Here is an 18158-nt window from a genome sequence, read left to right on the forward strand (position 1 = left end):
TGCTCCCAGGTGTGTTCCGCATGCGCGGACGCGTGCCTCAGCGAGGACACGGTGGCCGACCTGCGCAAGTGCATCCGCACCAACCTGGATTGCGCCGACGTCTGTGACGCGACTGCTCGTGTGCTGTCGCGGCACACGGGGTACGACGCGAACATCAGCCGCGCGCTGCTCGAAGCCTGCGTCGCCGCGTGCAAGGCGTGCGGAGACGAGTGCGAGCAGCACGCGAGCATGCACGAGCACTGCCGGGTATGCGCCGAAGCATGCCGCGCCTGCGAGACCGCCTGCCAGGAGCTGCTGAGCACCATCGACTGAACAGTCTCCCGGCAGCGGACACCGAGCCACACAAGGTCGGCCGAGTCTGACCGGCGCTCTCGCGTCAGCCGTCCACCCTGCCCACCACGAAACCCGCCGAACGCCGTTTGTCGGCGAAGCTGGTCACGCCGCCGGTCTCCCAGTTGATGGCGAGTGCCTGGACGGAGCCGTAGTTGGCCTGGGAGGCCTCGTCGGCTACGACGACGTCGTAGCCCAACGCGCGCGTTCCGTCGGCGAGCTGAGGAGTTTCCAGGCGCAGCTCGCCGTCGGTCAGGATGAACCGGCCGGCGGGGATCGCGGTCTTCAGCGGCTGACCGTGCAGCGCCCAGCGGGTGATGACGCTCGCGGTGGTGCTGGGTATCTGGCGTCCTCCAGGGGTGCCGATCACGAGCACGGGCCGTTGTTGCGCGTCGAGCAGCATGGAGGGAGAGCTCCAGGTCACCGAGCGGCGCCCAGGCTCGGGCCGGTTGGTGTCCGTTCGTCCGACGTCGCTGAACCGTTCGAGCTGGTCGTTGAGGAAGAAGCCCGCGACGTACTGTCCGCTGCCCCAGTAGTTGGTGACGGTGTTGGTCATCGAGACTGCCACGCCGTTCGCGTCGATGACGGAGATATGGGTGGTGTTAGGGGCGCTCTCGTATCCGCCGAGTGCGGCTGATCTGTCCGTCGTCTCGGTGGCGTTCGGCAGGGTGGCGGCGATCTGCGCGTTCTGCTCGGGGTCGGTGAGCCGCTTCACTGGGACGTCCACGAAGCGGGGGTCGCCGAAGTGCTGCTGCACTGAGGCGTCGGCGATCTGCCACGCGCGGGACAGAAGGTCGACGAAGGCGGGTGAGTCGGGGGCGACGTCGGCGATGCCTGCGGCCTCCGCGATCTGCACCATCTGGATGATGGCGGCGCCGGGTAGGGCCGGCGCCCCGGAGAGCATCGTGTACTCGCCGACGGGGCCAGCGGCGGGTTCGAAGACGTCGACCTGGTAAGCGGCCAGGGATTCCTTGTCGATCCCGGGGGTCTGGCCCAGTATCTGGGCGAGGGTGCCGGTGTAGATCGAGTCGGGGCCTTCCTCGGCGAGATTGCTCATGGTCTCGGCCAGGTCCGTCTGGACCAGCAGGTCGCCCTCCTGCAGGGGCGTGCCGTCCTCGCGCTGGAACTGGGGAAGGGATCCGGTGATGTCCTGGCCGTAGGGGCTGTTGATCGAGGAGGCGAGGTAGCGCGAGACCGGCCCGCCCGAGTCCGCGATCTGGATCGCGGGGGCGAGCAGGTCGGCCCACGGCAAGTTCCCGTGGTCGCGGTGCAGGCGTTCCATCCCGGCGACGAAGCCCGGGATTCCCGCGCCACTTTCCGGGATGCGGCCGGCTTGGTTGACCACCTCGCGGTACTCGTAGTTCGTCGCTTCCCCGTCGGCCACGACGATGGAGACTCCGCCGCCGCCGATGCCGGAGCTGGCCGGTTGCATCACGGCGTCGGCGAACGCGGCGGCGATCGCCGCGTCCACTGCGCTGCCGCCGCGCTGGAGCATCCGCTCGCCGGCCTCGGCGGCCAGGGGATGACCGGCGCTGACCCCGTATCCACCTAGCGCCGGCTCCGGCTCCGGCTCCGGCGCGGGGGCCGAGGGCGAGGCCGCCGTGGTCGGGGTCTGGCGAGGCTGGGGCGGGGGCGATGTCGCCGCGCAGGCGCTGAGCCCCATCACGACGGTGAGGGCCGCGATGACCGGCACGATGCCGGGCCTCCTGCTCTGATCACTCTTCGTCACTGTTACTTGGTCCTTTCCGACACAAGGGTTGTCTGTTTCTGGGTGCGCGTGGGCGCTGCGGGCTGGCGGAGCCAGGTAGTGCGTAGTAGCCGTTCGAGCGGTCCGTGCCACCCGGTCCGCTTCCACAGGACGGCGAGCGTGAGCACGGCGGCGGCGAGGGCGACGCTGACCAGGAGGCCCTGTCCGAACGTGAAGCCTTGTTCTGGCTTGATCAGTGCGAGCACCACGAAGTGGAGCACGTAGAGGGTCAGCGGGAGCCGGCCGCACGCGATCAGCCAGCCGAGGACTCTCGATCGGTTCGAGCGGCGCAAGATCAGGGAGCACGCCGCGACCACTGCGAGTGCTCCTGCGATGCTGCTGGCCAGCCACAACGGCATCTGGCCATGCGCTGCACCGGTCAGCAGCCGCCACGGGCCGCGGTTCGCGCCGGGGCCGATGAGCGCGTACGTCAGCTGGGAGACGGCGGCGGCCCCTACTGCTACCGCCGCGCCGCCGACGGCAAGCCGCCGCAGGATCTGCGTGTCAGTGAGGTCCAGTCGGGCGACACACAGACCGGCGACGAACGGCACGGTCCAGCTCGCCAAGGGATAAGGGCCGGTCAGAGCGAGCGAGTGCACCGCCTCCCACGGTCCAGTGCCGAGGGTGACCGGGTCGAGCAGGTGGGGTGCGGGCCGGATCATCTCGTGGCCGACGATGATGGCCGGCCCCACAAGCGCGAGCGCGATTCCGGCCCCCGGGAGCAGAACTCGGGTGGGCAGCCGCCATAGCAGCGGGGCCAGCAGGAACAGGACGGCATAGGTGGGCAGGATGACGTTGACGCGGTCGGTCAGCCCCTGAAGTGCGACACCTCCCGCGAACAGGAGCAGGGCCCGCCAGGTGACAGTCGACCACCGTTCCCGCTCCGCCCTCCGGTTCAGGAGGTACCCCATCCCGATGCCTGCAACGACGACAAAGAGCACAGATGCCCGCCCGTAGGGCAGCAGGTAGAGACGTTCAGCAAGGGACTGCGGGTTCACGGGTCCGACGTTGACGATGATCATCCCGAGCAGGGCAAGGCCCCGCGCGGCGTCAATGCCGACAATTCGGTGCTGTCTGGCTTCGTCGGCAGGGTTCACAGCCGTTTGCCGAGCAGGGTGGGGCGACTCGCGCACATGGGCGAGCGCAATGGTTCTGGAATCACTTTTCTCTTCACTTCCCCGGAACGGCCGCGACGGCCCGGTGCGTTGCACCCGGGCGGCGCGCGTCCGCGCACGACACGCAACCCGCGACGGTGGGTACGCCCGTGCGAGGTCGCTACGACAGGATGAGGATCAGGCGAGGGAAGTGATCGAAGGTGGTGCGCGGGATCCGCCCGGCAGGCCGGTCCATAGCGTGAAGAGCGGGTGGGAAGTCTGGTCCGGCGCCCCGCTGGTCCGGTCGGCCGGTGCAAGGCGGGGCTGGTTCGCGAGTCGGTGCAGGACCACCCGGATCTGGCGACAGGCCAAGTAAGCGGCAGCGGCACCACACGCCTGGACGACAGCGGCGCCGGCAAGTGCAAGCGCGAGCGGCGCGGCGTGTAGGACGGCACCGTCCAGCACGTAGAGAGAGTCAAGGGCGAGCGACGCCACGAGCGCGACGAATGCGATGTCCAACGCGGCAGCCCGGGCATTGCTTGAGCCGCCAGGGCTGGTGCCTGGGTGTGAGCCGCGCGAGGCGATCCTGCCTGCCCCGGTCAGACCCACCACGGCCAGCATGACCAGCACTACTGGCGCAAGCGCCAGCATCGTGGAAGACACCGCAGAGGACACAAGACCGGCACGTTCAAGCATCCCGCCGTGCAACCAGTGCGTCGTCAGGACAACCGAGAACGCGAGGCCGACGGCTGCGGCACCGGAGGTCGGTCGCGACGACACGACGGGATCGCTCATCGCTTCCACCTCCCGGACGTCGCAGCACAGATCACCGAGAAAGTCTCGCATGCCCGTGCCGCGGCTCAACCACCACCGCTCACTTTCCCGGTCGCAGGTCGAGCCGCCGCAGCAGCTGGGCGTTGAGCGCGACCACGATGGTGGAGAGCGACATGAGGACCGCGCCGACGGACATCGGCAGGACGAAACCGATCGGGGCGAGCACACCCGCTGCAAGGGGTACGGAGATGAGGTTGTACCCGGCAGCCCACCACAGGTTTTGCTTCATCTTGCGGTAGCTCGCGCGGGACAGCTCGATCACCGAGAGCACCGAGCGTGGGTCGTCGCTGGCCAGGATCACTCCGGCGGACGCGATGGCGACGTCGGTGCCTGCGCCGATCGCGATCCCGACGTCGGCCTGGGCGAGGGCCGGGGCGTCGTTGACTCCGTCGCCAACCATGGCGACCTTGCGTCCTTCGTCCTGCAGTTGACGCACCTTCGCAGACTTGTCCTCCGGCCGAACTCCGGCGAAGTACCTGTCGATGCCGAGCTCGTCGGCGACGGTCTTGGCCACGGCCTCGGCGTCGCCGGTGATCATGACGACCTGCACACCCTGGGCGTGCAGCACGTCGACGGCCTGACGGGACTCTGGGCGGATCTCGTCGGCCAGCTTGAGCGCACCGGCGACCTGACCGTCGACGAGCACGTGCAGGATGATCGCACCGTCCGCTCGCCACTGGTCGCCGACCTCAAGCTCGCTGGCGCCGTGGTGGTCGAGCAGGTAGGGGCCGCCCACGGCGACCTGTCGGCCGTCGACGGTGGCGCTGACGCCCACGGCCGGTGACGAGGTGAAGCCGGAGGCGCCGGGGACCTGGAGGCCGCGGGAGCGCGCGGCGTGCACGATCGCGCGGGCCAGGGGGTGCTCAGAGTCGGACTCGGCAGCAGCAGCCAGCGCCAGGACGGTGCTCTCGCCGTTGTCACCGGTGGGGTGTACCTCGGTGACGGTCGGCTGACCCTTGGTGAGCGTCCCGGTCTTGTCGAACAGCACGGACGTGACCGTGCGCATGCTCTCCAGAGCGAGCCGATCCTTGATCAGCACGCCACCACGTGCCGCCCGCTCGGTCGCGATGGACACCACCAGCGGGATCGCCAGGCCGAGCGCGTGGGGGCAAGCGATGACCAGCACCGTGATCGTGCGCACGACGGCGGCATCCGGCAGGCCGATGACCGACCAGACCAGCGCGGTGACCACGCCGGCACCTAGAGCGAACCAGAACAGCCACCCGGCGGCGGTGTCAGCCAGCCGCTGTGCCCGGGAGCTGGAGTTCTGGGCGTCGGTGACCAGGCGCTGGATCCCGGCCAGGGCAGTGTCCTGGCCCACGGCGGTGACCTGGACCCGCACCCCGGAGTCGGTCGCGACGGTGCCGGCGACCACCTGGTCCCCGTCGCTGCGACGTACCGGGCGCGACTCTCCGGTGATCATGGACTCGTCCATGCTGGCCGAGCCCTGCACGACCTGGCCGTCGGCGGGTACCCGACCGCCGGGGCGCACGACCACGACGTCACCCACCCGCAGGTCGGACGGCGCCACCGTGACCACGTCGTCGCCCTCGACGCGTTCCGCCTCGTCGGGCAGCAGCGCCGCCAGCGAGTCCAGCGCCGAGGTCGTCTGGGCCAGCGACCGCATCTCGATCCAGTGGCCGAGTAGCATGATCACGATCAGCAGCGCCAGCTCCCACCAGAAGTCGAGCTGATGGTCCAGCAGCCCCAGGCTCGCACCCCAGGACGCGAGGAACGCGACCGTGATCGCCAGCCCGATGAGCAGCATCATCCCGGGCTTGCGGGCCCGGATCTCCGATACCGCGCCGGTCAGGAACGGCCGTCCGCCCCACACGTACATCACCGTGCCCAGCACCGGGGACACCCAGACCAGGCCCGGGACGCCCGGCAGTGAGTAGCCGAGGATCATCGCGAACATGCCCGACAGCGCCACCACCGGCACGGCCAGCACGAGCATGATCCAGAACAGGCGCCGGAACTGGCCGACATGGTCGCCGTGTCCGCCGTGTCCGCCGTGTCCGCCGTGTCCGCCGTGTCCGCCGTGTCCGCCGTGTCCGCCGTGGTCGGCGTGCATCGCGTGCTCATCGGCTCCGCCATGCCGGTCGTGCTCCGGATCGACGACGTCCTGGCTGACGTGTTCGTGGTGGTGCTGGTGGTGCTGGCTCATGGTGTCAAGCCTTCGCTGGGTCGGGTGAATGGGCAAGAGGGGCGGTCGTGGGCGGCCAGGTGGTCGCCCACGACCGTCGGCGGTCAGGCCGTAGTGACGTACCGCTCGGGGTCGGCGTCGAACAACGGCCCGCACGCGTCGCAGCAGAACCAGTACCGGGCGCCGTCATGGTCGCGGAACAGACCTGCTGCCTCGGCGTCGGCCTTGATGACGGAGCTGCCCGGCATGACGGGGCAGTCCGCGACGTCCTCGGTCTTCAGTCCGCTGGTGTCCGCGGCGTGCCCGCAAGCGGCGGCCGGTGCGGCGCCGTCGTGGGCGTCCGAGCTGTGCTCAGGGGTGTCGTGGTCGTGGGTGTGCTCGTGCGACATGGGAAGTCCTCCGGGGCGAGGGTCGGTAGGGTCGGGATGCATCGCGGCCGGTGACCGCGCTCAGGCCTTCTGAGCGCTGTAGCCGGCCTCGGCAACCGCAGCCAGCACGTCCGAGTCGTTCACCGGAACCGAACTCGTCACTTCCAAGCTCCCTGTCGAGGCGCTGACCTTCACGCCGTCTACCCCCGGTATCTGTGTGACCTCCTTGGTCACGGACATCTCGCAGTGACCGCACGTCATACCGGTCACTGCATAGGTCGTCGTGGTCTGGCTCATGGATCCATCCCCTTTCGTCGATTACCCATAGGGGGTATGTTCCGGGTGAACATACCCAGCCCGGGTAGCCTATGCAAGGGATGAAGGTGGACGAGTTCGACGCGGTGGCGCTGGGTTATGGTGCGGCCCGCCTCCCGAGAACTCGGGCATTCGACCTCACGCGCCTGAGTGCACCTACAACTCTGCTACTCGCGATTAGGCTGAACCAGTCATGAACGTCATCGCCACCCTTCGGTCGCTGCTCGCCACATCTCAGCGAGGCGCCACTGGTGTGCTCCTGATCGCTGTGGTGATCGCGGGCGTGGTGTCGATGCACTCGATGAGCGGCTCACCCAGCGCGCACATGCCGCCACCCGGACTGGTCGCGCCGCACACCGTTCAGCAGCATGGCTGGTCCGGTGCAACGTCAGCCGAGGCTGTTCACCCGACATCGACTCAACCGGACGCCCCGGCAGTGCACGCTGCCGGCGAGGCCGGGGGCTGTCCGACGGGCTGTGGCCCACACGACGCGCACGACAGGACGACGGCGATGTGCCTCATGGTGCTTGTCGTCCTGTTGACCCTCGCAGCACCGTCGGCGAACTTCCTCAACTCGATGCTGCTGCCGCTCGCCCGGCGGATCCTCGTGGAGATGCCGCACTCGCGCCTGGCCCCAGCTCCGTCGTTGCATGCACTGGGTATTTCTCGGACGTAGAAGCACGCGTTCGCCGACCACTTGCAGGTCGGCCGTCCCGCGATCCCTCGAGGTCGTGCCGTGTGTCAGCTACTTCGAACCGAAAGGCCCTTGAACCATGAAGCGCATCCTTGCGCCCAGCTTCGTGCTGGCGACCGCCCTGGCCCTCTCTGCCTGCGCGGGCTCCGACGACCCGACGATGGACATGCCTGGCATGTCCGCGTCCGAGAGCCCGTCATTCTCGGACGGTGTCCACGATGGCGAGGCGTTCAACGACGCGGACGTGATGTTCGCGCAGATGATGATCCCGCACCACGAGCAGGCCATCGAGATGTCCGACGTCATCCTCGGCAAGGACGGGATCGACCCGGAGATCACCGACCTGGCCACGCAGATCAAGGCGGCCCAGGACCCGGAGATTGCGCAGCTCAACATCTGGCTCGACGAGTGGGGTGCCGAGCAGCCCGACGACGCCATGGGAGACATGGACCACGGCGACATGGGTGACGAGTCCATGGACGGGATGATGAGCGAGGAGGACATGCAGGCGCTCGACGGTGCCGAAGGCACTGAAGCCGGTCGGCTGTTCCTGGAGCAGATGATCGTCCACCATCAGGGGGCCGTCGAGATGGCCCAGACGGAGGTCGAGGACGGCTCGAACGCGGCCGCCATCGAGATGGCCAGCACCATCGTCAGTACCCAGTCCAGCGAGATCCAGACGATGGAGGACCTGCTCGCCGGCCTGTGAGACCCAGGGTGGTGCGCCGCAGTTCCGCGGCGCACCACCCGCCCCGCTCATCGCCTGGCACAGCTAGTGGGGTCGGCCATGATTCTTGACCGCTTGGGTCTGGTCGCTGTCCCCGGCCTGCGGTGAGTAACCGAGCCCGTCCAGAACCACGCGCGTCAGGCGGGCAGCTGTGTCTAGGTCTCTCGCCTGGCCGGACGCTTCCAGTGCGTGGCGGCAGTACGCGGCGAGCTCGTCCTGGCCGGCGTCGGTGCGCACCAGACCTTCCGCTGCTGCCTCCGCGATCAGGTCAACGAAGAGGGTGTGCAGGCGAAGCTCCGCGTCGGCGACCTCGGGTCCTCGATGAACCAGCGCGCTGATGTCGGCGGACGCATGCCGACCGCGATGGAAACAGATGGACGCATAGGCGTGAGCGACCGCCGCGAGCCGAGCACCCGGAGACTGGGATTCTCCGCGAAGCTCCTCAAGGGCCCGGAGGTGTTCGTCCACGTGTCGCGCGTGGTGAGCCACCAAGATCGACTCGATGTCCGCGAAGTGCTTGTAGAGCGTTGCGCGCCCGATCCCAGCCGCCCCTGCTACCTGGGACATGGTCAGCGACAGAGGGCCGTGTTCCTCGGCCAGCCGCCAGGCAGCGTCCGTGATGGCGTCGCGCACTGATCGGCGATGCTCGTCGATCGATTCCTCCCACAGCTTCGGCACCCCATGATGATACGCGCCGTCGCTGGGGTGACACACTGCCGGCAAGTCATACACTCTGTATCGAACGATCAATGCAGCGAGCAAGCGACCCTAGGAGACGAAGATGGCCGAGAACGCACCGGATCCAACGGCGGGCAAGGCGCCACAGGGCCATCCTGGACTGCCTCGATGGGTCAAGTTGCTGGTCCTGGGCGTCGGTATCGCAGTTGTCGTGTTCGTGGTTGTCATGCTGCTTGTCGGCGGCGAGCACGGCCCCGGGATGCACGGCTGATGCAGATGTCTCCAGGGCTCCGGAAACTGATGCTGACCGTCCATGTCACCAGCTCGGTGGGCTGGATCGGCGCGATAGTCGCGTACATCGCCCTCAACATGCCCGTCTACATCAGCAGCGACGAGCAGACCGTGCGGGCGGCGTACCTGATGATGGAACCCGTCCTGCGGTATGCCCTGATCCCGCTCGCTGCGGTGGCGCTGGTCACCGGCATCGTCCAGGCCCTCGGTACGCCCTGGGGCCTGCTGCGGCACTACTGGGTGACGATCAGCCTGATCCTGACCGCCTTCGCTTTCGTGATACTCGTGCTCCACCTGCCGGCGGTCGAGGCAATGGCCGCCGTCGCGGCGGACCCGACAGGCGACGTGGACCTGCTCGGCGGGGACCTCTTCCACGCCGTGGGCGGCCTGGTGGTGCTGCTGGTCCCACTGGTCCTGAACATCTACAAGCCGCGCGGGATGACCCGCTACGGCTGGCGCCGTGCGCAAGACCGTCGCACCGCTAGTCCACGCGTGTGACCTGCACCGCCTTTCCCTCTGGTGGTGTGAGCGAGGTTCTTGGACGGCCCGCATTGCAGCGCGGTGTTGCCCAGTACCGTGTCCATACCGTTACTCTGGGGCTCGTTATGAACCTGACACGTGCCGCTCGCTCGCAGCTCGCCGATCCTCGGCGTGGTTTCGCGAGCATCCTGACGGTCGTGTTCCTCGTGCTCGCCATCCTGGGCGTACAGTCCGTGTGCAGCGTCCATCTCGACACGACCGGCCACAGCGACGAGGCCACGCATGGCACTGTCGGGCAGCACGCTGCGCCCGCCGCAGCGACGGCTTCGGATCAGACCGTGCACACGGACCAGGGGCATCACGGAGAGGCCCCGTCCGGCTGCGCTGAAGACCGCACGGTGACTGCGCGGTACGACCGGACGGTGTCGCCCTCCACGGACCTGGCTGGTCCTCCATCTCTGGCCGTGCAGTGGCTCGTGCCCGGCATCGCGCCCGACGCCCCCCGGGCACCGTCGGGCCTGGCTGCAGCGGTCGCGCCGTCGCTGCACGCCCTGGGGATCTCCCGGACGTAGACGACCACCTCCCGTCGACACCACCCCATACGGGTGTCGACCGGTTCAGCGCGCTCCGAAACCGGGCCGCGCATGTGGTTCTACTCCGATCCGAAAGGTCCCAGCTTTCATGGAGCCCAGCTTCAACTCGAACCCGACCGTGCGTGGTCGTGGTCGTCATCGGGCGGCACACCGCCCCGTCCTGGCCGACGTCGCCCGAGCCGCCACCGAGCACGTCACCACCTTCGCCGGACGAACCGCAGTGGCCGCCGCGGCCGGTTCCGGTGTCCTGCTGTCCCTGGTGGCCGCCCCCGCCCAAGCAGCACCGGCCACGGAGTCGGTCAACACCGCTCTGGCCGGCAAGGCCGTCAACGGCGCGCTCAACACGGTCGACCTGAACGCCTTGACCTCTCAGGCCCGCGAAGCGGTCGCCGCGGCCCCCGTCGTGACCGTCGCCCCGGATGCGGAGCTGAAGGTCGAGACGGCTGCCGTCTCGGTCGTCTCCGCCGAGGAGAACGACGAGTACCAGGCACAGCTCGCCGCTGAGGCGGAGGCCGAAGCGGCCGCGGAAGCCGCCGCAGCTGCGGAGGCAGAGGCTGAAGCGGCTGCCGAGGTGGCCGTGGACATTCCCGCCTCCGCCAAGGGATCCGCGATCGTGTCGATCGGGATGCGCTATCTCGGAGTGCCGTACCTGTGGGGTGGGGAGACCCCGGCCGGGATGGACTGCTCTGGGTTCACCTCGTACGTCTTTGCACAGGTCGGGATCACCCTGCCCCGGACGTCGTCCGAGCAGCGCTACGCCGGAACCGAGGTGCCCTGGTCCCAGGCGCAGCCCGGTGACCTGCTCTGGTCGCCCGGCCACATCGCGATCTATGCGGGTGATGGGATGCAGATCGAGGCACCGGTCCCGGGCCAGACGGTCCGGTACAGCCAGGTCTGGCAGTCCAACCCGGTCGTCCTACGGGTCGCATGACTCGCCCGGTGTGAGGGGCGGGCGGTCTGCCTGCCCCTCACACCGCCCTCCGGGCGGCACGCTCGGGCATTCTGATTTCTCGGTACCACTTGAGCCGAAAGTTCCCATGCGCACTCACGTCGGTCTTGCTCAGACGGCGCGCGCGACGCCGACCCGCCGCTCCCGACTGCTCGTGACAGGTGTCGTACTGGCGATGCTGTTGCCGCTCGTGCTCGGCCAGCTACTCGCGGCCGGGCACGACGAACCGCTGTCCTCCACTACGTCCACCAAACCAACGGCCGGGGTCACACCGTCCCCATCGGAAGCCCCGGTGCTCGACCGGGCCGGGCTGAAATCGGTCTCCGTAGTGCCCGTAGTGCCCGCAGTGCCCGCAGCGCGCTCCTCGGAAGCGACAACGAGCGAACACCACCCCACTGTGGCGGGGGTCCCTACCCCGATCGCCGTGCCTGTAGGCGCGATCGTCCTGGTGCTCGTGGCCCTTCTGGCGGTCACGGCACTCACGCGGCGTCTTCATTACGGTGCCGACCCAGGCAAATCGACCTGAGGAACGACAGCGTCGCGCAAGGTATCGCGACAATCGTGTGCCTTGGGTCGCCCATGCCCGTGAGGCCAAGCCAGTGCCTGCTGACCTTGTGCACGAAGCTGGCTGGAGAGCGTAGACCCATAGCTACTATGTTGATTAGTAGTAGACTGGGTGCAGTCCGTCAGTCACGAGGAGGAACGCGTCGATGAGTGTCACTGGTATCCCCGGGCGGGCTGGTGCGCCCGCAGCGACGTGGCGCGTTCGTGGTCGTCGTCGAGCTACCGCGACACTCGCCGTGGGCCTGGCCACGGTCGTTGCCGGATGCGCCGCTCCTTCTGGTGCAAGCCAGGTCGCAGACCAGGGCTTCGTCTCCGGTGACGGTTCGGTACGGACCTGGGATCCGGGTGACCGTGACGGTCCCGTACGGGTCACCGGGAACGACTTCGAGGGAGTGGAGATCGACACGGACGAGTGGGCAGCTGGCGCACTTGTGTTGAACACCTGGTACGCCGCGTGCCCGCCGTGTCGCGCCGAAGCGGCGGACCTGGTGGCCCTGTCCGAGGAGTTCGAGGCGGAGGGCGTGCGGTTCCTCGGGATCAACACCGAGGACGAGGCGCCGACCGCGCAGGCTTTCGAGCGCACCTTCGACGTTCCTTACCCGAGCATCGAAGACCACAGCGGGCGGGTCGTGGCCGACCTTAACGGTGTGGTCCCGCTGCAGGCGGTCCCGACCACCGTGGTGGTGGACGGCGACGGGATGGTGGCCGCACGTGTCATCGGACAGGTCGACCGGTCCACGCTCGAGACGCTGGTCGAGGACGTGCTCGCCGAGGGTGCGGCATCGGGGAGCGCCTGATGGCGACTGGTTTGGCCGATCTGGCGTTCAGCGGCTCGATGCTGCTCGCTGTACCGGTAGCGGTCCTCGCGGGCGCAGTGTCGTTCGCGTCCCCGTGCGTGCTGCCGCTCGTGCCCGGGTACGTGGGCTACGTGAGCGGGATGGCGGCGGCCGGCGCGGCGACCTCGGGTTCGGGTGGGACGTTGGCGCGCGGACCGGGCTTGTCCGGCCGCGGCCGTGTGGTGCTCGGCGTCGCGCTCTTCGTGCTCGGCTTCACCGTCGTGTTCGTGTCGCTCATGGCGGCGGCCGGCGCGATCGGCGTGTACCTGGTCCGCTGGGAAGGCGTACTCACGCGTGTCCTGGGCGCCGTCGTGATCCTGATGGGCCTCGCGTTCCTCGGCGCTGTCCCGTTCCTGCAGCGTGAGGCACGGCTGCATGTCGGCCCCCGCGCCGGCCTGTGGGGCGCGCCCCTGCTAGGCATCGTGTTCGGGCTCGGCTGGACGCCCTGCATGGGACCGACCCTCGCGGCCGTGCAGGCGCTCGCCCTGGACGAGGCGTCGGCCGGGCGAGGGGTAGGCCTGGGCCTGGCTTACAGCTTGGGACTCGGCGTCCCGTTCTTGTTGGTGGCGCTCGGCCTGGGGTCGGACCGGATGCTCGGGTTCCTACGACGGCACCGGCTCACGATCATGCGGGCCGGCGGCGGGATGCTAGTTCTGATCGGCCTGGCCCTCGTCACGGGGCTCTGGAGTTACCTGACCGGCCAGATGCAGGGATGGATCGGCGGATTCGAGACGCTCCTCTAACGTGCCGAGACGGGTCGGGGTCAGAGCCAGGTGTGGGTTCCCTCCATGAGCAGATCGGCCCGCAGTTGCTGGCGGACCTCGAGCGAGACCAGCAGTACGAGGGCGACGACGATCACCCAGCGCCGTCGGGCGGAAGTCCACCTGGCCGTGAGCGTGAGCCAGCGTCGGGTGACCAGGCCGACCCCTGCCCGGGCGACCGCAGCCAGCGCGCCGTACACGATCACGATGCTCAATGGGTTGTAGCGCCACGCCTCGACAAGGTTCCCCTGTGCGGCGTACCGGGCCGCGCGGGTGCCGCCGCAGAACGGGTCCATGATCCCGACCAAGTGAAGTGGTCCGTGCAGGTCGACCGGAGGCAGGCCGAAGGTGGCCAGCAGGGCCGCGGCAGTGAGGGAGAGCGCCGCTCCGGCTGTCACCCACCGGTGGCGGTCAACTTGCTCGACCCGGAGACGGAGGAAGGGGGTCGTGGCTGTCGGCATGCAAGACCTTGGTTCGTGGGGGAGGGACGTCGATCTACTATCCTGCATAGGATATTCCTGCAAGGCGGGTAGGCACGGTCGATGACGGATGGGGGCAACGATGCGGAAGCTGGGTGATCTGGAGGCGCTCGTGATGGAGCAGCTCTGGGCTTCGGGGGAGCCGCTGTCGGTGCGCCAGGTGCTCGAGGCGCTACCGGGAGGGCGGACTCGTGCCTACACCACCGTTATGACGGTGCTGGACAACCTGTTCCAGAAGGGTTTCGTCGAGCGGGCACGTTCCGGCCGAGCCTACGAATACTGGGCGACGCAGGATCGTGCCGCGCACACCGCTAAGGCGATGGAGGATGCACTGGCCAGCGGTGGTGACCGCGGCGCGGCGCTGATGCACTTCGTCGAGCAGCTCACCCCCGAGGAGTCCGCGCAACTCAGGGCGCTCCTCGGTGAGGCGAGTCCGTTGTGACGGCCGCACTTCTGCTCCTTCTCGCCGTCGTCGCTATCGGCATGGTTGCCGCGCAGCTGCTGGTGCAGGCCCCGTGGGCGACGTCCGTACCTCGGCTGGCCGTGGCCTCCTGGCACGTGCTCGGTCTCGCCTCGCTCGCGTCGGTGCTCCTGGTCGGCTTGGCATCGACTCTGCTCCTGGTACCACTGAGCATGGTCGACGCGCTGGGCGACTTCCTCGCGCACTGCGCGCTGGCCCTGCGCTCCGAGGCCACCGGTCCGCACGGGGCCGCTCTCGGCGTCGCCGGGATGCTGCTGGCCCTCGCGGTCGGGACTCGGCTGCTAGGTAGCTTCATCCGGGAGTCCCGGCGGGCGCGGTGCGAGCGGCTCGACCAGCTCGACCGGCTCGCACTCGTCGGGCGGCGGCTTCCGGGTGTACACCGGGAGGACCGCGTTCTCCTGGACGATGCCCGTCCCGCCGCGTACTGCCTCCCTGGCGGCCTAGCAGGTAGGGGCACGATAGTCGTGAGCTCAGGCGCGCTGGACCTGCTCGACGACGACCAGGTGCGGCTCGTGCTCGCCCACGAGAGTGCGCACCTGCGCCAGCGGCACCACCTGGCGACGCAGCTGTCCGTGGCCCTGGCGCATGCCTTCGGCAGGATGTGGCTGTTCCGGCGGGCGGCGCAGCAGGTTCCCCTGCTCCTGGAGATGGCGGCCGACGACGGAGCCATGCGCGTCGAACGTACAACGACAAGGACCAGCGACCGGGCCGTCGTGCGCAGTCGGCTGGCACACGCGCTGGTGACCCTGGCGGGCGCCCAAGCAGCACCAGTGGGCGCACTCGCCGCGGGCGGCTCGGCGGTGGCACGTGTCCGCCGGCTCAGCGGGCCTCAGGTGCGGCTTCGGCCGGCCGAAGTCGTGCTGCTGGTCGCCGGTGTCGGCGTGGCACTGGCCGAGCTGCTGTTCGTTGCCATCTCGCCCGCCGTGTGTGCGACGGCCATGCCGGTCTGCGTGGCCGGGCTGGGCTGACCTGGCATCGGCAGCATCTACTATTGGCTATAGTAGATGCCGTTCAGGAATTCCTACCGAGAGGCCCAGCCGTGGCTCGACGAAGCTCCGTTGTGATGGCAACGGCCATCACGCTCGCCATCGGCCTCGTGGTGGCCGCAGTCTTGGTTCTGAGGATGAGCGACGAGCCTCCTGCCGACGCGGACGGTGGAGCGTCCGCGGAGATGGAACACATCCACGGGATCGGGATCGACCCCGGCGATGGCGCCGTCTACGCGGGGACCCACTACGGACTGTTCCGGATCGCCGATGGCAGCGCGACCCGGGTTGCCGAGGTGCAGGACTACATGGGGTTCACCGTCGCCGGGCCGGGGCACTTCCTGGCCAGCGGCCATCCCGGGGAAGGGCAGGCTGGCCCAAGCTCGGTCGGGCTCATCGAGAGCACCGACGCCGGCGAGACCTGGGAGACGCTCTCCCTGAGCGGGGAGGCGGACTTCCACGCGCTCGAGTACCGCCACGACCGCGTGTACGGGCTCAATTCCATGACGGGCCAGCTGCTAACCAGCACCGACAAGCAGTCCTGGGCCGAGATCAGCAGCGCGGAGATCGCGGACTTCGCAGTCAGCCCGGACGACCCCGACGTGCTGGTGGCGACCACCCAGCAGGGCCTGACCCGGAGTGCCGACGGCGGGTCCACGTTCGAAGCAGTCGAGTCAGCACCGGTGATGCTCTTCGTCAGCTGGGCCGACGACGGCACGCTGGCCGGCGTGACCCCGGACGGCGTCGTTTACACGGCACAGGAACCGGCCGGGGAATGGACCGAGCAGGCAGCCCTGGACGGACGGCCCGAGGCCCTGACGATCGATTCGGCCACGCAGATCTACGCTGCCGCCAACGGCACCGTACTCGCCTCCACCGACGGCGGCGCCACATTCCGGCCGATGCTCGATCGGTGAACTGTGCCACAGTCCCGACGACGTGCAGGGGCACGGGTGCAGAAGTCTGCACCTCTTCATCGCTCATGCGCCGTTCAGCTGGTGTCACCAGCGGGAATCGCCCTCGCCGTGGTGCCCGCTCGTCGAGGCCTTCGTCGGCAGGTTGTTCGGGAGCATCGAGGCGCCTCTAGCTTGATCCGCACGATACGTGTCCCGGTCCGACGTCGAGCAGCTTCGAGCGCCGTGCAACTCGTGCTGGTGATCGTGCTGCTTGCCATGACCGGACTAGCCGGCTTTACCGCCGCAGAGCCACCGGCTGTGGCGATGAGCGTGGGGTCTGCTGTCGAGGCGGGTCCCGGGTCCGGCAGCGAGGTTCCAGTCTTGGCCGACGACGACGGATCGCATGCCCACGACACGATCACCCTGCTGTGCCTGTGCGCGCTGGCAGCGGTCAGGATCCTTCTTACCGCGGGACTACGAGCGTCGCGCCACTGGCCGCGGCGACGTCCTCAGCGGACTGCACTGCTGCCGCGCTTGGCATGTGTTTCCTCTCCGTTGACGTCGGCGGACCCGTTGTCGTGGGGCGTGTGCCGGATCTAGATCGCGCGAGCGTTCGATGGTGAACGCCCTCACGCCTTGCTGCCTCGTAACCGATTCGGCGCTCAGTCACTGCGCGACCGGTTACTTCGCTGACCACTCGAACATGGCCCAAACGGTCCCTTCAACGGTGATCGGTGACACCGCCGCTGTTCAGCGTCACTCTTCCGCGCGTGTTCCGCGCCGTCTAGAACTGCCATCGGCACCCGCCGCGCCGCGGGTTCGACCGATTCTCTGAAAGGACCCTCCGATGGAGATCTCTGCCCTGAGCGTGCTGCTTGTCTGGTCGACGGCCACAGCCCTGGTGGTGGCGCTCATCGCTTTCGCGATCGACCTGTCACGACAAGCGGAACACCGTGCAGCACCCGTCTTTGCCGGGCTGCCCGCAACCATGGCTCCCCGCCGCGCCGCGGGCATCGGCGTGTCCACGACGTGGCTAGCCACGATTCTTCTGATCGTGGCAATCGTCTTGCGCGGTGTCGCGGCCGGTCGTACGCCGTGGTCGAACATGTACGAGTTCACGCTCGTGGGGGCCTGCGCGTCGCTGCTCGCGTTCGTCCTGCTCAATCTGCGTCGGGACGTGCGCTTCCTGGGAACGTTTGTCACAGGCGTCGCGGCACTGTTCCTGGTGCTGGCCGTCAACGCGTTCTACCTACCGGCGACCGGTCTCTTCCCGGCCCTGCAGTCCTACTGGCTGGTCATCCATGTCGGCGTCGCGGTGGGCGCGGCAGGGATCTTCACCGTCAGCTTCCTCCTCTCCTCACTTCAACTCCTGCGCGACTCCCGCGACGACGGCGGCGCACTGACAGGCCGGGACGGGTGGCGCTGGCTGGAGAACCTGCCCCCCGCCAACACTCTGGAGGCGCTGTCCTTCCGGCTCAACGCTGTCGGGTTCGTGGCCTGGACATTCACCCTCATCGGCGGAGCGATCTGGGCCGAGAGCGCCTGGGGGCGGTACTGGGGATGGGATCCCAAGGAGGTGTGGAGCTTCATCATCTGGGTCGTCTATGCGGCCTATCTCCACGCCCGCACTACCCGCGGCTGGGCGGGCCGAAAGAGCGCTTACTTCGTGCTGGTGGGCTACGCGTGCGTGCTGTTCAACTTCACCGTGGTCAACTTGATCATCAACGGCAAGCACTCCTACTCCGGACTGACTGCCGGATGAGAACACATTCCCGTGATTTCATCTTTTCCAAAGGTGCTGCAGCCAGCACTCAAGGACCTGCCCTGGGACTGATGCGCGGGTAGGTGTCACATGATCTGCGGCGCTGAGGAGCGTTGCAGGGAAGGATGTGCATCATGCCTGCTCCCT

22 protein-coding genes are annotated in these 18158 nt (G+C 68.4%); 14 read left to right on the forward strand and 8 right to left on the reverse strand.

Features of this window, described 5'->3' with window-relative positions:
- A partial coding sequence (locus ACYVK7_RS14200) for a four-helix bundle copper-binding protein (protein ID WP_460886301.1) occupies positions 1-312 on the forward strand: 312 nt, incomplete at its 5' end.
- Positions 313-376: 64 nt separating this feature from the next.
- Here ACYVK7_RS14200 and ACYVK7_RS14205 read toward each other — a convergent pair.
- The 6 genes from ACYVK7_RS14205 to ACYVK7_RS14230 form a co-directional block, all read right to left on the reverse strand.
- Entirely contained in the window at positions 377-2059 is a 1683-nt protein-coding gene (locus ACYVK7_RS14205) for a gamma-glutamyltransferase (RefSeq protein ID WP_460888374.1), read from the reverse strand.
- Positions 2060-2061: 2 nt separating this feature from the next.
- Complete coding sequence (locus ACYVK7_RS14210) at positions 2062-3210, reverse strand: DUF418 domain-containing protein (protein WP_460888375.1); 1149 nt, start codon at positions 3208-3210, stop codon at positions 2062-2064.
- A gap of 159 nt (positions 3211-3369) precedes the next feature.
- A complete protein-coding gene (locus ACYVK7_RS14215; RefSeq protein ID WP_460888376.1) occupies positions 3370-3966 on the reverse strand; it encodes a hypothetical protein in 597 nt (198 codons plus the stop codon).
- A gap of 79 nt (positions 3967-4045) precedes the next feature.
- Entirely contained in the window at positions 4046-6172 is a 2127-nt protein-coding gene (locus ACYVK7_RS14220; RefSeq protein WP_460888377.1) for a heavy metal translocating P-type ATPase, read from the reverse strand.
- An 83-nt stretch (positions 6173-6255) separates the two neighbouring features.
- Positions 6256-6540 carry a YHS domain-containing protein gene (locus ACYVK7_RS14225; RefSeq protein ID WP_460888378.1) on the reverse strand — a complete coding sequence of 95 codons (285 nt, stop codon included), beginning with the start codon at positions 6538-6540 and terminating at the stop codon, positions 6256-6258.
- Between the two features lie 60 nt (positions 6541-6600).
- Positions 6601-6816 (reverse strand): heavy-metal-associated domain-containing protein, encoded by a 216-nt coding sequence (locus ACYVK7_RS14230; protein ID WP_460888379.1) that lies wholly within the window; start codon positions 6814-6816, stop codon positions 6601-6603.
- Positions 6817-7027: 211 nt separating this feature from the next.
- Between ACYVK7_RS14230 and ACYVK7_RS14235 the strand changes: the two genes are divergently transcribed.
- Together ACYVK7_RS14235 and ACYVK7_RS14240 are read left to right on the forward strand one after the other, a co-directional pair.
- A complete protein-coding gene (locus tag ACYVK7_RS14235) occupies positions 7028-7510 on the forward strand; it encodes a hypothetical protein (RefSeq protein ID WP_460888380.1) in 483 nt (160 codons plus the stop codon).
- Between the two features lie 97 nt (positions 7511-7607).
- Positions 7608-8237: a DUF305 domain-containing protein gene (locus tag ACYVK7_RS14240; protein ID WP_460888381.1), complete on the forward strand. Its 630-nt coding sequence runs from the start codon at positions 7608-7610 to the stop codon at positions 8235-8237.
- Between the two features lie 63 nt (positions 8238-8300).
- Here ACYVK7_RS14240 and ACYVK7_RS14245 read toward each other — a convergent pair whose 3' ends face one another.
- Positions 8301-8933, reverse strand: coding sequence for a TetR/AcrR family transcriptional regulator (locus tag ACYVK7_RS14245; protein ID WP_460888382.1), 633 nt, complete (start codon positions 8931-8933; stop codon positions 8301-8303).
- 103 nt (positions 8934-9036) lie between these two features.
- Here ACYVK7_RS14245 and ACYVK7_RS14250 point away from each other — a divergent pair, with 103 nt between their 5' ends.
- The 7 genes from ACYVK7_RS14250 (at position 9037) to ACYVK7_RS14280 (ending at position 13389) form a co-directional block, all read left to right on the forward strand.
- Complete coding sequence (locus tag ACYVK7_RS14250; RefSeq protein ID WP_460888383.1) at positions 9037-9204, forward strand: hypothetical protein; 168 nt, start codon at positions 9037-9039, stop codon at positions 9202-9204.
- 29 nt (positions 9205-9233) lie between these two features.
- Positions 9234-9722 (forward strand): DUF2269 domain-containing protein, encoded by a 489-nt coding sequence (locus ACYVK7_RS14255; RefSeq protein ID WP_460888384.1) that lies wholly within the window; start codon positions 9234-9236, stop codon positions 9720-9722.
- 107 nt (positions 9723-9829) lie between these two features.
- Positions 9830-10276, forward strand: coding sequence for a hypothetical protein (locus ACYVK7_RS14260; protein WP_460888385.1), 447 nt, complete (start codon positions 9830-9832; stop codon positions 10274-10276).
- Between the two features lie 109 nt (positions 10277-10385).
- Positions 10386-11228 (forward strand): C40 family peptidase, encoded by an 843-nt coding sequence (locus ACYVK7_RS14265; protein WP_460888386.1) that lies wholly within the window; start codon positions 10386-10388, stop codon positions 11226-11228.
- Positions 11229-11334: 106 nt separating this feature from the next.
- On the forward strand, positions 11335-11772 hold the full coding sequence (locus ACYVK7_RS14270) for a hypothetical protein (protein ID WP_460888387.1): 438 nt from the start codon (positions 11335-11337) through the stop codon (positions 11770-11772).
- Between the two features lie 184 nt (positions 11773-11956).
- Positions 11957-12607, forward strand: a complete 651-nt coding sequence (locus tag ACYVK7_RS14275; RefSeq protein ID WP_460888388.1) for a TlpA family protein disulfide reductase — start codon at positions 11957-11959, stop codon at positions 12605-12607.
- Complete coding sequence (locus tag ACYVK7_RS14280; RefSeq protein WP_460888389.1) at positions 12607-13389, forward strand: cytochrome c biogenesis CcdA family protein; 783 nt, start codon at positions 12607-12609, stop codon at positions 13387-13389. Before ACYVK7_RS14275 ends, ACYVK7_RS14280 begins: the two co-directional genes overlap by 1 nt.
- A 20-nt stretch (positions 13390-13409) precedes the next feature.
- Here ACYVK7_RS14280 and ACYVK7_RS14285 read toward each other — a convergent pair whose 3' ends face one another.
- On the reverse strand, positions 13410-13805 hold the full coding sequence (locus tag ACYVK7_RS14285; protein WP_460888390.1) for a DUF2752 domain-containing protein: 396 nt from the start codon (positions 13803-13805) through the stop codon (positions 13410-13412).
- A 163-nt stretch (positions 13806-13968) separates the two neighbouring features.
- Here ACYVK7_RS14285 and ACYVK7_RS14290 point away from each other — a divergent pair, with 163 nt between their 5' ends.
- The 4 genes from ACYVK7_RS14290 (at position 13969) to ccsB (ending at position 18011) form a co-directional block, all read left to right on the forward strand.
- Entirely contained in the window at positions 13969-14328 is a 360-nt protein-coding gene (locus tag ACYVK7_RS14290; RefSeq protein ID WP_460888391.1) for a BlaI/MecI/CopY family transcriptional regulator, read from the forward strand.
- Complete coding sequence (locus ACYVK7_RS14295; RefSeq protein ID WP_460888392.1) at positions 14325-15335, forward strand: M56 family metallopeptidase; 1011 nt, start codon at positions 14325-14327, stop codon at positions 15333-15335. Before ACYVK7_RS14290 ends, ACYVK7_RS14295 begins: the two co-directional genes overlap by 4 nt.
- Before the next feature lie 95 nt (positions 15336-15430).
- Entirely contained in the window at positions 15431-16270 is an 840-nt protein-coding gene (locus ACYVK7_RS14300) for a F510_1955 family glycosylhydrolase (RefSeq protein ID WP_460888393.1), read from the forward strand.
- Positions 16271-17096: 826 nt separating this feature from the next.
- Positions 17097-18011, forward strand: coding sequence for a c-type cytochrome biogenesis protein CcsB (gene ccsB / locus ACYVK7_RS14305; protein WP_460888394.1), 915 nt, complete (start codon positions 17097-17099; stop codon positions 18009-18011).
- Positions 18012-18158 lie beyond the last annotated feature (147 nt).

Source organism: Promicromonospora xylanilytica (assembly GCF_054782895.1).